The 12147-nt window shown below is 70.9% G+C and carries 13 protein-coding genes; 9 read left to right on the plus strand and 4 right to left on the minus strand.

Going from position 1 to position 12147, the window contains the following annotated elements; genetic code table 11:
* Window positions 1-20 precede the first annotated feature (20 nt).
* From AMK10_RS04620 to AMK10_RS37610, 4 genes are all read left to right on the plus strand, one after another.
* Window positions 21-344 carry a hypothetical protein gene (locus tag AMK10_RS04620; RefSeq protein ID WP_073744997.1) on the plus strand — a complete coding sequence of 108 codons (324 nt, stop codon included), beginning with the start codon at window positions 21-23 and terminating at the stop codon, window positions 342-344.
* A 170-nt stretch (window positions 345-514) separates the two neighbouring features.
* On the plus strand, window positions 515-883 hold the full coding sequence (locus AMK10_RS04625; protein ID WP_073744999.1) for a WhiB family transcriptional regulator: 369 nt from the start codon (window positions 515-517) through the stop codon (window positions 881-883).
* 17 nt (window positions 884-900) lie between these two features.
* Window positions 901-1239: a hypothetical protein gene (locus tag AMK10_RS04630; RefSeq protein WP_073746055.1), complete on the plus strand. Its 339-nt coding sequence runs from the start codon at window positions 901-903 to the stop codon at window positions 1237-1239.
* Between the two features lie 287 nt (window positions 1240-1526).
* Window positions 1527-1685, plus strand: coding sequence for a hypothetical protein (locus AMK10_RS37610; protein WP_198959619.1), 159 nt, complete (start codon window positions 1527-1529; stop codon window positions 1683-1685).
* A gap of 94 nt (window positions 1686-1779) precedes the next feature.
* Here AMK10_RS37610 and AMK10_RS37920 read toward each other — a convergent pair whose 3' ends face one another.
* Both AMK10_RS37920 and AMK10_RS04645 read right to left on the minus strand, forming a co-directional pair.
* Window positions 1780-3441 (minus strand): ABC1 kinase family protein, encoded by a 1662-nt coding sequence (locus tag AMK10_RS37920; RefSeq protein ID WP_079180608.1) that lies wholly within the window; start codon window positions 3439-3441, stop codon window positions 1780-1782.
* A gap of 63 nt (window positions 3442-3504) precedes the next feature.
* On the minus strand, window positions 3505-4653 hold the full coding sequence (locus tag AMK10_RS04645) for a ThiF family adenylyltransferase (protein ID WP_073745001.1): 1149 nt from the start codon (window positions 4651-4653) through the stop codon (window positions 3505-3507).
* Between the two features lie 181 nt (window positions 4654-4834).
* On the opposite strand from AMK10_RS04645, the gene AMK10_RS04650 reads away from it, so the two are divergent.
* From AMK10_RS04650 to AMK10_RS04665, 4 genes are all read left to right on the plus strand, one after another.
* The gene (locus AMK10_RS04650; protein ID WP_198959620.1) at window positions 4835-5458 is read left to right on the plus strand and encodes a M48 metallopeptidase family protein; all 624 of its coding nucleotides are present in this window, start codon (window positions 4835-4837) and stop codon (window positions 5456-5458) included.
* A gap of 106 nt (window positions 5459-5564) precedes the next feature.
* A complete protein-coding gene (locus tag AMK10_RS04655) occupies window positions 5565-7184 on the plus strand; it encodes a TerD family protein (protein WP_073745003.1) in 1620 nt (539 codons plus the stop codon).
* Between the two features lie 11 nt (window positions 7185-7195).
* The gene (locus tag AMK10_RS04660) at window positions 7196-7876 is read left to right on the plus strand and encodes an AIM24 family protein (RefSeq protein WP_073745005.1); all 681 of its coding nucleotides are present in this window, start codon (window positions 7196-7198) and stop codon (window positions 7874-7876) included.
* 18 nt (window positions 7877-7894) lie between these two features.
* Window positions 7895-8650: an AIM24 family protein gene (locus AMK10_RS04665; RefSeq protein WP_073745007.1), complete on the plus strand. Its 756-nt coding sequence runs from the start codon at window positions 7895-7897 to the stop codon at window positions 8648-8650.
* A gap of 90 nt (window positions 8651-8740) precedes the next feature.
* Here the strand turns inward: AMK10_RS04665 and AMK10_RS04670 are convergent, their stop codons facing one another.
* Together AMK10_RS04670 and AMK10_RS04675 are read right to left on the minus strand one after the other, a co-directional pair.
* Entirely contained in the window at window positions 8741-9286 is a 546-nt protein-coding gene (locus AMK10_RS04670; protein ID WP_073745009.1) for an NUDIX hydrolase, read from the minus strand.
* A complete protein-coding gene (locus tag AMK10_RS04675) occupies window positions 9283-10731 on the minus strand; it encodes a zinc-dependent metalloprotease (protein ID WP_073745011.1) in 1449 nt (482 codons plus the stop codon). Before AMK10_RS04675 ends, AMK10_RS04670 begins: the two co-directional genes overlap by 4 nt.
* 191 nt (window positions 10732-10922) lie before the next feature.
* Here AMK10_RS04675 and AMK10_RS04680 point away from each other — a divergent pair, with 191 nt between their 5' ends.
* A complete protein-coding gene (locus AMK10_RS04680; protein ID WP_073745013.1) occupies window positions 10923-12065 on the plus strand; it encodes an SDR family oxidoreductase in 1143 nt (380 codons plus the stop codon).
* Window positions 12066-12147 lie beyond the last annotated feature (82 nt).

Consider the following 12147-nt stretch of genomic DNA (forward strand, 5'->3'; position numbering starts at 1 on the left):
GCCGAGAGGAGGCGATTGTCGTGATCAGCATCATCAACACCATCAAAATGACCGATCCGTCGGTCGTCTCCACCTGCTCGCTCGGCCTCACCCGTTCTTCGGCTCTCTCCCTCCGTGGCATCGGTGCGTCCGGCGTCTCCGCCGTCAGCCCGCTGTCCCTGGCGAGCCTGCCCGTGCGGGAGCGCAATGAGCGACCGACCGAGGCACCGGAAGCAGCAGTAGTGAAGGTCCAGGCCAAGGCCTATGCCTTTGCGGCAGCCGGTGCCGGAGCCAAGCAGCAGACGACGCAGCACCACACGATGTGGGCCTTCCGTGGGCCTGAACCCTGGAGTGATCCAGCCTGATGCGAATCAGGCCGGCGCCTTCAGGGCCGCGGAACCCCACTCGGGATCCGCGGCCCTTTTGTTTTGTCCGAACGGATGAGACGAGACGAAGGAGCCTCGGGACAGCAGGACCTGGTACCAGCCGCCAACCGGCCAACAGGCCGGCACGACCAGACGAGGACAACGCCACCGTGCAACTCGAGACGCACGCCCCGTCCGTACCGCCTTCCGACACGATCTCCCCGCCCGGCCTCACGGAGGACTCCACCTTGATCCCGCTCACCGCGCTCACCGCGCTCGACGACGCCATCGAGAACCTCGGCGTACCCGTCCCCTGCCGCTCCTACGACCCTGAGGTCTTCTTCGCCGAGTCGCCGGCCGACGTCGAGTACGCCAAGTCCCTCTGCCAGACCTGCCCGCTCATGGAGGCCTGCCTCGCCGGAGCCAAAGAGCGTCGCGAGCCGTGGGGCGTCTGGGGTGGCGAGCTGTTCGTCCAGGGCGTCGTCGTCGCCCGCAAGCGTCCGCGTGGCCGTCCGCGCAAGAACCCGGTCGCGGCGTGACCGCCGGCCTGGGGGTCATGTCCCCCACACGAACGAAGCGCATCGGAACCATCGACCGTCCCCACACCCATGACCCCCGAAATCAGGCACCAATGACCACCCCCACGAGGGAGCCCGTCGGCTCCGCCACCCCGGACGTCACCATCATCGGCGCGAACGACTCGCGTCAGAACAGGACCCGCGAGATGCAACTCATCCCAGAAGCCCTGGCCCGTGCGCATATGCACGAGCGCCTGAGGGAAGCCGAGCAAGGACGCCAGGCCGAGCGCCTGGTCGCCGCTCGGCGGATGCAGCGCCGGGCGGAGCGCGCTTCGATGCGCGCCCGCCGTGCGCTCGCCATGGCCGTCATGCACTGACAGCCGCACCGCGCCACGGCGCACCCCGGCTGCCGGGCAACCGCTCCGCCACTCACGGCAGCCACCCTCCCCTTCTGCGGGGCCGGTCCGACGGACCGGCCCCGCAGTGCGTTCCCCGCGCCCCGGCCGGTCGGCGGCGTTATCGTCGCGAGGTGGACGAGGAGACTCATCACCCCGCGAACCCCGGTCGCGGCCGCAGCCCAGGCCCGGACTCCGGCCCAGGCCAGAACCTCGACCCGGACTCCGGCCCGGACTCCGGCCCGGACTCCGGCCCAGGACCGGACCGCGTGAAGTGTGCTCGCTGCGGTACCGGGGCGGAGGGGGAGGACCCGCCTCCCACCTGGCTCTGCTCCGTGGAGAACGGCAGGCGCGAGTACGTCTGCGACAACTGCGCCCGGGAGCACATCAGGGCGATCGAGAGCCGGCTCGACTCCAGCTGGTGGTGACACGCGGCAGCACCGACCGCACAGCGCCGTGACGACGGCCGCCGTACTGAGCGGACCGCCGGCCCACACCTACCTGGGCCCGTCGCTCGGCCGCCTACGCCTGGACCGCGGTGCTCTCCTCGGCATTGGCGTCGGCCTCGGCGGCGGTGTTGGTCTCGCTCTCCGTGCCCTGCACGGAGAGCTCGCCGGCCTTCTCCCCGGTCATCGCCTCCGCCTCCTCCGCTCCCTCTTCGTCCGGCGCGTACTCCAGGAGGAACCCCGGAAGCCAGGACTCCAGTTCGTCCCGGAGCCGGACGGTCGCACCCAGCTGGCACAGCACGCCGATCGTGCTGAGCGTGACCCGGTGTATCAGGAGATAGGACGGGGGGAGGTTCAGCTGCTTGCCCAACTGGTGCGCGGGGGAGCGCGGATCGGCGATGCGGGCGGCCTGACTGCGCAGCCAGGAACGGGTGAAGGTGAACTCCTCGACCTGGGCGGGCTCGATGATCGGCAGGAGGTACTCGAGCACGGCGTCCGGGTCGAGCTCGATCGACTCCTTGACGAAGCCGGCCTCGCGGAGCATCGCGTAGACGCCCTCCGCGTCACCCTCCAGCGTCATCCGCAGGGCGTCGCCGATGGTGTGCGGCAAGCCCCCGGGCAGCCGGTCCACCGTGCCGAAGTCCAGCACTCCCAGGCGCCACCGGCCGGGATCCCCGCCCGGGCCGCCCACCACTACGCCGTCCCGGCCCGACGCACTCACGCCCTCGCCGTCCTGGCCCGAGGCATCCGCGTCCGAGGCGTCCAGGTGCGAGGCGTCCCGACCCGGAACATCCTGGCCTGGGACATGCAGGTCCGAGACGCCCGCCTCCTCGCCGTCCGGTACCGAGGCGTCCCAGTCCAGCGGGGGCAGCAGCCGGAAGTTGCCCGGATGCGGGTCCGCGTGCAGCAGGCCCGTGCGAGCGGGGCCCGAGAACAGGAAGCGTGCCAGCAACTGGCCCGCCCGGTCACGCTGTTCCGGTGTGCCGTCGGCGATCACCTCCGACAGAGGTATTCCGTCGATCCACTCCGTCACCAGCACCTGCTCGCTCTGGTGCACGACCCCCGGGATCACCACATCCGGATCGTCCTCGAACTCCGCCGCGTGCTCCTGCTGGGACCGCGCCTCCAGCTCGTAGTCCAGCTCCTCGGAGACCCGGTTCCGCAGTTCCGTGATGAGGGGCTTGATATCCATCCCCGGCACCAGTGGGCCGAACAGCTTCGCGAAGCGGCTGAGTTGGGTGAGATCCGAGAGCAGAGCCTCGCCCGCGCCCGGATACTGCACCTTCACGGCCACATCCCGACCGTCGTGCCACACGGCCCGGTGGACCTGCCCGATCGAGGCCGCCGCGGAAGGCTGGTCGTCGAACTCGGCGAACAACTCCCGCCAGTTCTCCCCGAGCCGCTCGGCCAGCACCCCGTGGACCGTGCGGGTCGGCATGGGCGGAGCGGCCTCCTGAAGCTTGGTCAGCGCCGCTCGGTAGGGGCCGGCCACGTCCTCGGGCAGTGCGGATTCGAAGACGGACAGGGCCTGACCCAGCTTCATCGCACCACCCTTCAACTCGCCCAGCACTTTGAAGAGCTGATCGGCCGTGCGCTGCTGGACCTCCCGGGCCACGATCTCCGCGGACTTCCCGCCGATCCGCTTGCCCAGCCCCCATGTGGCACGGCCGGCGAAGCCGAGCGGCAGTGCTGCCAGCTTCGCGGTACGGGTGACCGCCTTCCGGGGAAGATCAGACATGTGCCCCTCCAGTTCCCAGACTGCCGTGCCGCGTGAGTACGGCCTCCGCTCCGTCGGCGGCGGTCACCCCGCCATTGTGTCCTGCGGGGCGCCGGCTGCGGAGGTGAGCTCCCCCTCAGTGTGCCCGGCGGCACCGCAGTCGCAGTCGAGGTGCGGATCCAGCCGGTCCGACCGCCAGTCCAACAGCGGCATGGCCGCCTCCCACCGTGCCCCCGTGCTGGCCGGCAGCTCACCGTCCAGAAAGGACAGCGCATGGGCGGCGGCGAGCCCGGCCACCGCGGTCGCGAGCCCCAGATCGCAGGCCTGCACGCCGTGACTCCGCCGCCCCGACCTCCACTGCGCGAGCATCCGAGGCCACTGCGGGTCCGCCTCCGCACGCCGCAGAGCCAGGCAGCCCGCGCAGCCGGTGCCTCCGGGCAGAACCAACGGCCCGACCACGCCGGTGGCCTCGATCACTCCGGCGTAGAGATGCGGCGTACCCGAAGTGATCCACGGTGCCGCCGTGCCGGGATCGGGGGCGTAGACCGACAGGCCGTCCCTGGGCGCCATGACGACGAGGGACAACGCGGCCCCGCCACCGGCGGGGGACGGGTCCTGCCCACCGGCCCGTGGAGGGCCGCCGACCGCGGACCTGCGGACCAGCTGGCGGGCCGCCGTGTCCCTGCGCTCCCCGACCGACGCGGCGGGGAGACCGCCCGGCGCGACGTCCCACGGCTCGGTCCGGCCCCCGTCGAGCACCTCGACCTGCCCCACCCCGGAGCCGGACAGCAGCGCGGCGATCGCCGCACCGACCCGGCCCGCACCGCGCACCTGGACCCGCATCGCACGCCGCGCCGCGAGTCGGCGCAGCCCGCTGCCGGGGGCCGGGTGGACGACGGAGAGGGCAGCCGCGTCCGGACGCTGGCGATCGAGGGTCTCGGCCCGTCGGCGTAAGGCATCCGCCTCCGGCCCACCCGCGTCCGGATCGTCCAGCAGACCCGCCTCCGTAAGACGGGATACGAGAATGTCCACGTGACGGTCCGACAGATCCAGAGCCCTGGCTTCTTCGCGGAGCAGAGGCAGTCCGCGTGTTCCGTCGAGCAGTTCCAGAAAGCTTCCGGTGGCGATATCCATCGGGCCGAGCGTTACCGCGTGGGCGGGCGTCACACCGAATTGCACGGTGTTCCGTCCGCGCCAGGCGCGGCGGAGCGCGGGCTTCAGCATCGGATGCATGACTTCTCCCAGGTCGGTGTCGGGATCCGTTGCCAGAATGCAACGTGGGCCGTGCGCCGGGCCGAAAGTTATCCACAGGCTGGGGCATTAGTCGTTCAAATGGTGCAAGCCGAGAAGTGGATCAACGTTGAACAGTGGAGGAGGCGCGACTTCCCGCACCGGCAGCGGGTAACGTCGTGTCGTGCCCGTCGACTCCTCTCCCGGTCTCGCCGGGGAGATCCCCGCGCGCAGCGCCGGACGTCAGCAGCGCAGCGCAGCCATCCAGCAGCCCCGCGCTTCGGTGACGAGCGCGGTCGAGGTCCGCAGGAGCTCCCGGCGCAGACGAACGGTCTCCGCGTATCGCGAGGGTGACCGCACCATCGTGCTCATCCCCGCCCGGATGTCGGAGGCCGAGGAGCAGCGCTGGGTCGGCGTGATGCTCGACAAGCTCGCGGCACAGGAGAGCAAGCGCGTCATCGGCGACGGCGAGCTCGCCGAGCGGGCCGAGCGGCTCTCCATCCAGTACCTCGACGGCCGCGCGCGCCCCGCGTCCGTGCGCTGGGTGACCAACCAGAACACCCGCTGGGGCTCCTGCACCCCGGCCGAGGGCAGCATCCGGCTCTCGCACCGTTTGCAGGGCATGCCGGAGTACGTCGTCGACTACGTCCTCCTCCACGAGCTGGCCCACCTGCTGGTCCCCGGTCACGGACCGGGGTTCTGGAGACTGCTGGAGGCTTACCCGCGTACCGAGCGCGCCCGCGGGTATCTCGAAGGTGTCGTGGCGGCCGACCGGCTCCCCCACCTGCCCGCCGCCCGCGAAGAGTGACGTCGCCGATTCTGTACCGGCTCTGTACCGACTTGGCTCATTGTCGCGGTTTGCGGTTAGCCTGACGCAACGCATTCACCTTCGGGATGGGGGACGGTCGTTACGCATGGCCAGGGAATTCCAACGCGGCCACAAGGCCAAGATCAGTGATCTCACGTCAGGGACGGATCTGTACGTAGGCGTGCAGATCGCGGGCCCAGGCCTGACGTTCGACATCAGCTGCTTCGGTCTCGACGCCAATGAGCAGCTCTCGGACGACCGTTATTTCATCTTCTTCAATCAGCCCAAATCACCCGAGGAGTCCATTCAGCTTCTCGGTGCCCAGGCTGGTGACACCGAGTCGTTCCGCGTCACCCTCGACCGCATTCCCGCGAACATCCACAAGCTGTCCTTCACCGCCACTGTCGACGGTGCCGGGCAGATGTCGCAGGTCGGCCCCGGATACATCCGGATCGTCGCCGGCGGAGAAGAAGTGGTGAAGTACGCGTTCACCGGTTCGGAGTTCACGACCGAGCGCGCGGTCATGCTCGGCGACTTCTATCTGAAGGACGTCTGGCGGTTCGCCGCGGTCGGCCAGGGATTCGACGGCGGGCTCGACGCCCTGCTCAAGAACTTCGGTGGCGAGGTCGCCGAGGAGGCCGAACCGGAGCCCCAGGGCGCCGCCCCCGGCTTCGCCCCGCCCGCACAGGCCTCAGCGCCGCCCGCCTTCGGAGCCCCGTCCGCTCCCCAGGCGCCTCAGCCCGCACCGGCGTTCGGTGCCCCGGCGGCACCGGCTCCCGCCCCGCAGCAGCAGCCGATGCACGCCGCCCCGACGATCGCGGCCCCCCTGGCGCCGCAGACTCCGGCTCCGTACGGACAGCCCCCTCAGCCGCCCCAGTTCGGGCAGGTCCCGGGCCAGGCCGCACCGCCGCAGGCGCCGCCGTTCGGGCAGCAGCCCCCGGCAGCTCCGCAGTTCGGTCAGCAGCCTCCGACGGCCCCGCCGTTCGGACAGCAGCCCCCGGCGCCCTTCGGGCAGCAGCCGCCCGGCATGCCGCAGGGCGTGCCCCAGGGTGTCCCGCAGGGCGGCGCCGGACTGCAGGCCGCGCTGCAGCCCTACAAGGAGGCGCCCACCGGGCAGCGCTGGACCTCGCAGAACCAGCAGCTCATGCGCGTCGACCTCACGATGGGCGGCACCCCGGTGCTGGCCCGCCAGGGCAGCATGGTGATGTACCAGGGCAAGGTCGACTTCGGCTACAAGGGCGCGGGTTTCGCGGGCCGCATGGTCGGCAACGCGACGGGCCAGGAGATGCAGCTGATGCGCTGCACCGGCCGGGGCCAGGTCTTCCTCGCCGAGGAGGGTTCGCATCTGCATCCCATCGAGCTGCAGGGCGACGGCATCTGCGTATCGGCGGAGAGCGTCCTCGCGTTCGACGAGTCCCTGCAGTACGAGGTCCGCAGGATCGAGGGCCACGGCATCCCCGGCGGCGCCCTGTTCACCATGCAGTTCCAGGGTTCGGGCACCGTCGTCGTCAAGACGCACGGCGTTCCCGTCGTCCTGCCGGTCACCCCGACGACCTTCGCGGACTGCAACGCCGTCGTCGCGTGGTCGTCCGCGTCCCAGGTCATCCTCTCCAGCCAGGTCCGGCTGCGCCGCAACGCGTACCCGGGGCACAGCGGGGAGACCGTGAACCTCCAGTTCCGGGGAGCGCCCGGGAACTTCATCGTCGTCCAGCCCTACGAGGTCTGAGGGAGCCCGTCATGAATCAGCAACTCGCGGGCTTCGCCCCGACCCCCGTCACGGCCCGCATGGAGAACCACGGCCGCACGATGCTCAAGGTCGCCATGGCCACCGGCCAGGACCTCTACGCACGTACCGGCTCGATGGTGGCGTACGAGGGCTTCATCCAGTACGAGCCCAACCCGCCCGCCGTCCGCCAGATCGCCTCCCAGTGGATCTCGGGCGAGGGCACGCCCCTGATGAAGTGCGCGGGCGACGGACTGCTCTATCTCGCCGACTACGGCGCCGACGTGGTCGTCATCAATCTCAACAACGACGCCCTCTCGGTCAACGGCACCAACCTCCTGGCCTTCGACGGCCACCTCAGCTGGGGCGTGGAGCGGGTCAAGGGAATGGCGAAGTTCGCCGGCCAGGGCCTGTGGAACGTCGGGATCCAGGGCACCGGATGGGTCGCCATCACCTCACGCGGCACGCCGATCGTCGTCGACTGCGGCCGGGGCGACGACGAGACGTACGTCGACCCGGACGCCCTCGTCGCGTGGTCCCCGAACCTCAAGGTGAAGGGCAAGCGCAGCTTCAAGGCGGGCTCGCTCATCGGGCGGGGCAGCGGAGAGGCCTACCAGATGGCCTTCTCGGGCCAGGGCATCGTCGTCGTCCAGCCGAGCGAGGACAGTACGGACCGCCTGCGGATCCGGCACTGAGCGGGGGGAGAACACATCATGCAGAGTCCGCTTTTCAGCCACACCGAACAGCAGTCGCAGGACCGGTACACCGTCCAGAACCCGCAGCTCCTGCGGGTCTCGCTGACCGGCCACGACGACGTGCTCGCCCGTAAGGGCGCCATGGTCGCCTACCAGGGCCTCATGGAGTTCGACGGCGAGTACCAGTCGCAGGGCCAGCGCCGCGCCCGCAGGAACACGGGCGAGGGCCTGGACCTGATGCGCTGCTCGGGGCAGGGCACGGTCTATCTGGCCAACCTCGCCCAGTACATCCACGTCATCGACGTCGACCACGAGGGGATCACCGTCGACAGCGCCTACGTCCTGGCGCTGGACTCCTCGCTGCACACCGAGGTCATCGCGGTGGACAGCCAGTACGGGATCTCCGGGACCGGCAAGTACCAGCTCAACATCTCCGGGAACGGCAAGGTCGCGCTGATGACCTCGGGCCAGCCGCTGATGATGCAGGTCACGCCCGACAAGTACGTCAACGCCGACGCCGACGCGATCGTCGCCTGGTCCTCCGGGCTGAGGGTGCAGATGCAGGCCCAGACGCACTCCTCGGGTGTCTTCCGGCGCCGGGGCAACACGGGGGAGGGCTGGGAGCTGAGCTTCCTGGGCCAGGGCTTCGCCCTCGTCCAGCCGAGCGAGGTGCTGCCTCCGCAGAACGCCCAGATCGGCCAGGGGGCCGCCGCCCAGTTCGGTGTGGGCCAGCACGGCTCCCACGGCCAGAACCAGAACAACGCCTGGAACTGAGCGGTCCGGCACAGCCCGAGGGGCGGTCTCCCGTGGGGGAGACCGCCCCTCGGCGGGTCCAGGGCCCCGGGGCCCTGGGACGAAAGGGTTCTAGCCGACCTGCTCCACCCGGGCGCGGGTGCTCTCCAGCAGCCGTACGACCGAGGCGTCCGCCACCCCCGCCACCTCGTCGTAGGGGAACCAGCGCAGATCGAGCGACTCGTCACTGATCCGCTCCACGGCCCCGGCCGAGGCCGTCGCCGCGTACTGCACGTCCAGGTGCCAGTGGCAGGGAGCCGGGATCGGGTGCCGGTCCAGCCGGACCGGACCACCGGGCAGCAGGGTGAGCCCGGCGATCCCCGACTCCTCCGTGGCCTCACGCAGGGCGGCCGCCGCCAGGGTGCTGTCCCCCGGCTCGCAGTGCCCGCCCATCTGCAGCCACATCCGCAGCTTCCTGTGCAGGGTCAGCAGGACCCGGCCGCGCTCCGGGTCGACGACCAGCGCGCTGGCCGTCAGATGCCCGGCTCCGCACGCCTTCCACATGCCGTCGGGGTGCGCCGCCAGGTGGTCCAGATACGTCAGCCGCAGCTCGGACTGCTGCGCGTCGTCCCCGTCGTACTCCTTGAGTACGGAAACCGCGTCGTCGTACAGGCTCACCGGTCGGAATCGCCCTTGCCGTCACCCTTGGAGCCGTCCCCGGGCTCGTCCTCGCTCCGCTCCTCGGCGGCCGGCTGCTGAGTGCCCTTCGCCGCCTCGCCGAGCATCTTGTCCAGCTCCGAGAAGTCCAGCTGCTCGTGGTGGACGAAGCCGTCCGGGTCGTCCAGGTCCTGGGCCGTCGGAAGCATGTCCGGGTGGCCCCAGAGCCCGTCCCGGCCGTCGACGCCCCGGGCGTCCGTGAGCGAGGCCCACAGGCGCGACGCGTCCCGCAGCCGGCGCGGACGCAGCTGGAGCCCGATGAGGGTGGCGAAGGTCTGCTCGGCGGGACCGCCGGTCGCACGGCGCCTGCGCATCGTCTCGCGCAGCGCGTCCGCCGAGGTCAGCCGGGACTTCGCGGCCTCGTGCACCACCGCGTCCACCCAGCCCTCGACCAGGGCGAGAGCGGTCTCCAGACGGGCCAGCGACGCCTTCTGCTCGGGAGTGTCCTCCGGCTGGAACATGCCCTGCTGAAGCGCGTCCTGCAACTGCTCGGGCTGCGACGGGTCGAACTGACCGACGACGTCCTCGAGCTTGCTGGTGTCGACCTTGATGCCGCGCGCATAGGCCTCGACCGCGCCGAAGAGATGCGAGCGCAGCCACGGGACGTGGGCGAAGAGCCGCTGGTGGGCCGCCTCGCGCAGCGCCAGATACAGCCGCACCTCGTCCTGCGGCACGCTCAGGTCCTTGCCGAACCGCTCGACGTTCAGCGGAAGCAGCGCCGCCTTGCCGGCCGGACCGAGCGGAAGACCGATGTCGGTCGAGCCGACGACCTCGCCCGCGAGGACGCCCACGGCCTGCCCGATCTGCTGGCCGAACATGGCACCGCCCATCGAGCGCATCATGCCGATCAGCGGGCCCGCCATGGCCTGCATCTCCTCCGGCAGGACATCACCCATGGCCAGTCCGACGCGCTCGGCCACCGGGTCGACCAGCTGCTGCCAGGCCGGCAGCGAGGCCTCGACCCACTCGGCGCGGCTCCACGCCACCGTCGAGACGGAACCGGAGGGGAGCGACGTCACACCGTCGAGCCAGAGGTCGGCGAGCCGCAGCGCCTCGTCGACGGAGGACCGCTCCGAGGGGCCGACGCTCGCGTCCTTGCTTCCGTCCGCGGTGCCCTGCGACACCGTCTGGCGGGCGATCTGCTTGGCCATGTCCCAGTTGACCGGCCCGCCCTCGTAGCTCAGCATCTGGCCGAGCTGCTGGAAGGCCGCACCCAGGTCGTTCGGGTTCATCGAGCCGAACATCGCCGCGAACGGGTTGTCGCCGCCCGCGCCCGGCCCGAAGCCGAACGGGTTCGCCGGCCCGCCCGAGCCCTGCCCAGCACCGGTGGGGTCCTTCTTCTTGCCTTCGTCGCCGTCTTCCGGCTCCTCCGGCGGAAGGCCGAATCCGAATGGGGTGTCACTCACGGGTTTCCTCGGCTCGTAGGGCCGCCGGCTCGAACCGACGGCGACTGCCCGACATCACCATCCAGCGTAGACACCAAAGACCGCTTGGGGCCTCAGTGCTCCGCCGGCTCCCGGCCTGCGGCAGGATGGACGCCACCTGGTACGTACGCGTCATTCGGGTACGTACTGAAGACAACCGCTGGAGACGCCCGGTGAGTTCCCCAGATCCGCAGGTTCGCGCAGCGCGAAACCTGGCCGACCCCTCGCCCGAAAGCAAGCCCACGAAAAAAAGTCCCAGAAGCCGCGGCCCCGTCGTTGCGGTCACCGGTGCCGCGACCGGCGTCGGTGAGCTGCTCACCGCCCATCTCGCCGCATCCGACGAGATCAAGCAGGTCATCGCCATCGACGAGCGCCGGGGGGACGTCTCCGAGGCGACCTGGCACATCCTGGACGTACGGGACCCCGCCATCGCCGAGAAGCTGCGCGGCGCGGACGTCGTCGTGCACCTGGCGCTCGACCTCGACCTGGAGACCGACCCCGCCGCCCGTACCGCGTACAACGTACGCGGTACGCAGACCGTGCTGACGGCCGCCGCCGCCGTGGGCGTCCACCGGGTCGTGCTCTGCACCTCGGCGATGGTCTACGGAGCCCTGCCCGACAACGACATCCCGCTCTCCGAGGACGCCGAGCTGCGGGCCACGGCCGAGGCCACCGGCGTCGGCGACCTGCTGGAGATCGAACGGCTCGGCCGCCGCGCGCCCCGCGCCCACCCCGGTCTCAACGTCACGGTGGTGCGCCCCACGGTCCTGGTCGGGAACACGGACACGGCACTCACCCGCTACTTCGAGTCGCCCAGGCTCCTGGTCGTCGCCGGTTCCCGCCCGGCGTGGCAGTTCTGCCACGTCGACGACCTGGTGACTGCCCTGGAGTACGCGGCCCTGGAGAAGATCGAGGGCGAGTTCGCGGTCGGCTGCGACGGCTGGCTCGAGCAGGAGGAGGTGGAGGAGCTCTCGGGCGTACGCCGCATGGAGCTGCCGTCCGCCGTCGCCCTCGGCGCCGCCGCCAGGCTGCACCGGATCGGCCTCACCCCCTCACCGGCGGGCGATCTCGCCTACACCATGCACCCCTGGGTCGTCAGCGTGAGCAGGCTGCACGACGTCGGATGGCGTCCCCGGTGGACCAACGAGGAGGTGCTCGCAGCCCTCCTCGAAGAGGTCGAGGGGCGCCACACCGTCGCGGGCCGCCGGCTCGGCCGCAAGGACGCCACCGCCGCGGGTGCCGCGGGGGCCACGGTCGCACTGCTCGGCACGGCGGCGCTGGTCAGGCGGGCCCGCAAGGCACGCCGCCGCTTCTAGGAGGACCCCTCTCCCTTCCGACGCCCCCTGGTAGGAGGCTCCAAGCGGACCGGCGCGCCGCCGGTCGAAAACGCTATTCCGC

Origin of the sequence: Streptomyces sp. CB02058 (assembly GCF_001905505.1) — a bacterium.
Classification (GTDB): domain Bacteria; phylum Actinomycetota; class Actinomycetes; order Streptomycetales; family Streptomycetaceae; genus Streptomyces.

Bases quoted from the DNA above. Each gene is read 5' to 3' on its own strand.
- AMK10_RS04630 (WP_073746055.1), top strand. From the start codon at position 901: ATGTCCCCCACACGAACGAAGCGCATCGGAACCATCGACCGTCCCCAC.
- AMK10_RS37920 (WP_079180608.1), bottom strand. From the start codon at position 3,441: ATGTCTGATCTTCCCCGGAAGGCGGTCACCCGTACCGCGAAGCTGGCA.
- AMK10_RS04645 (WP_073745001.1), bottom strand. From the start codon at position 4,653: ATGCATCCGATGCTGAAGCCCGCGCTCCGCCGCGCCTGGCGCGGACGG.
- AMK10_RS04655 (WP_073745003.1), top strand. From the start codon at position 5,565: ATGGCCAGGGAATTCCAACGCGGCCACAAGGCCAAGATCAGTGATCTC.
- AMK10_RS04660 (WP_073745005.1), top strand. From the start codon at position 7,196: ATGAATCAGCAACTCGCGGGCTTCGCCCCGACCCCCGTCACGGCCCGC.
- AMK10_RS04665 (WP_073745007.1), top strand. From the start codon at position 7,895: ATGCAGAGTCCGCTTTTCAGCCACACCGAACAGCAGTCGCAGGACCGG.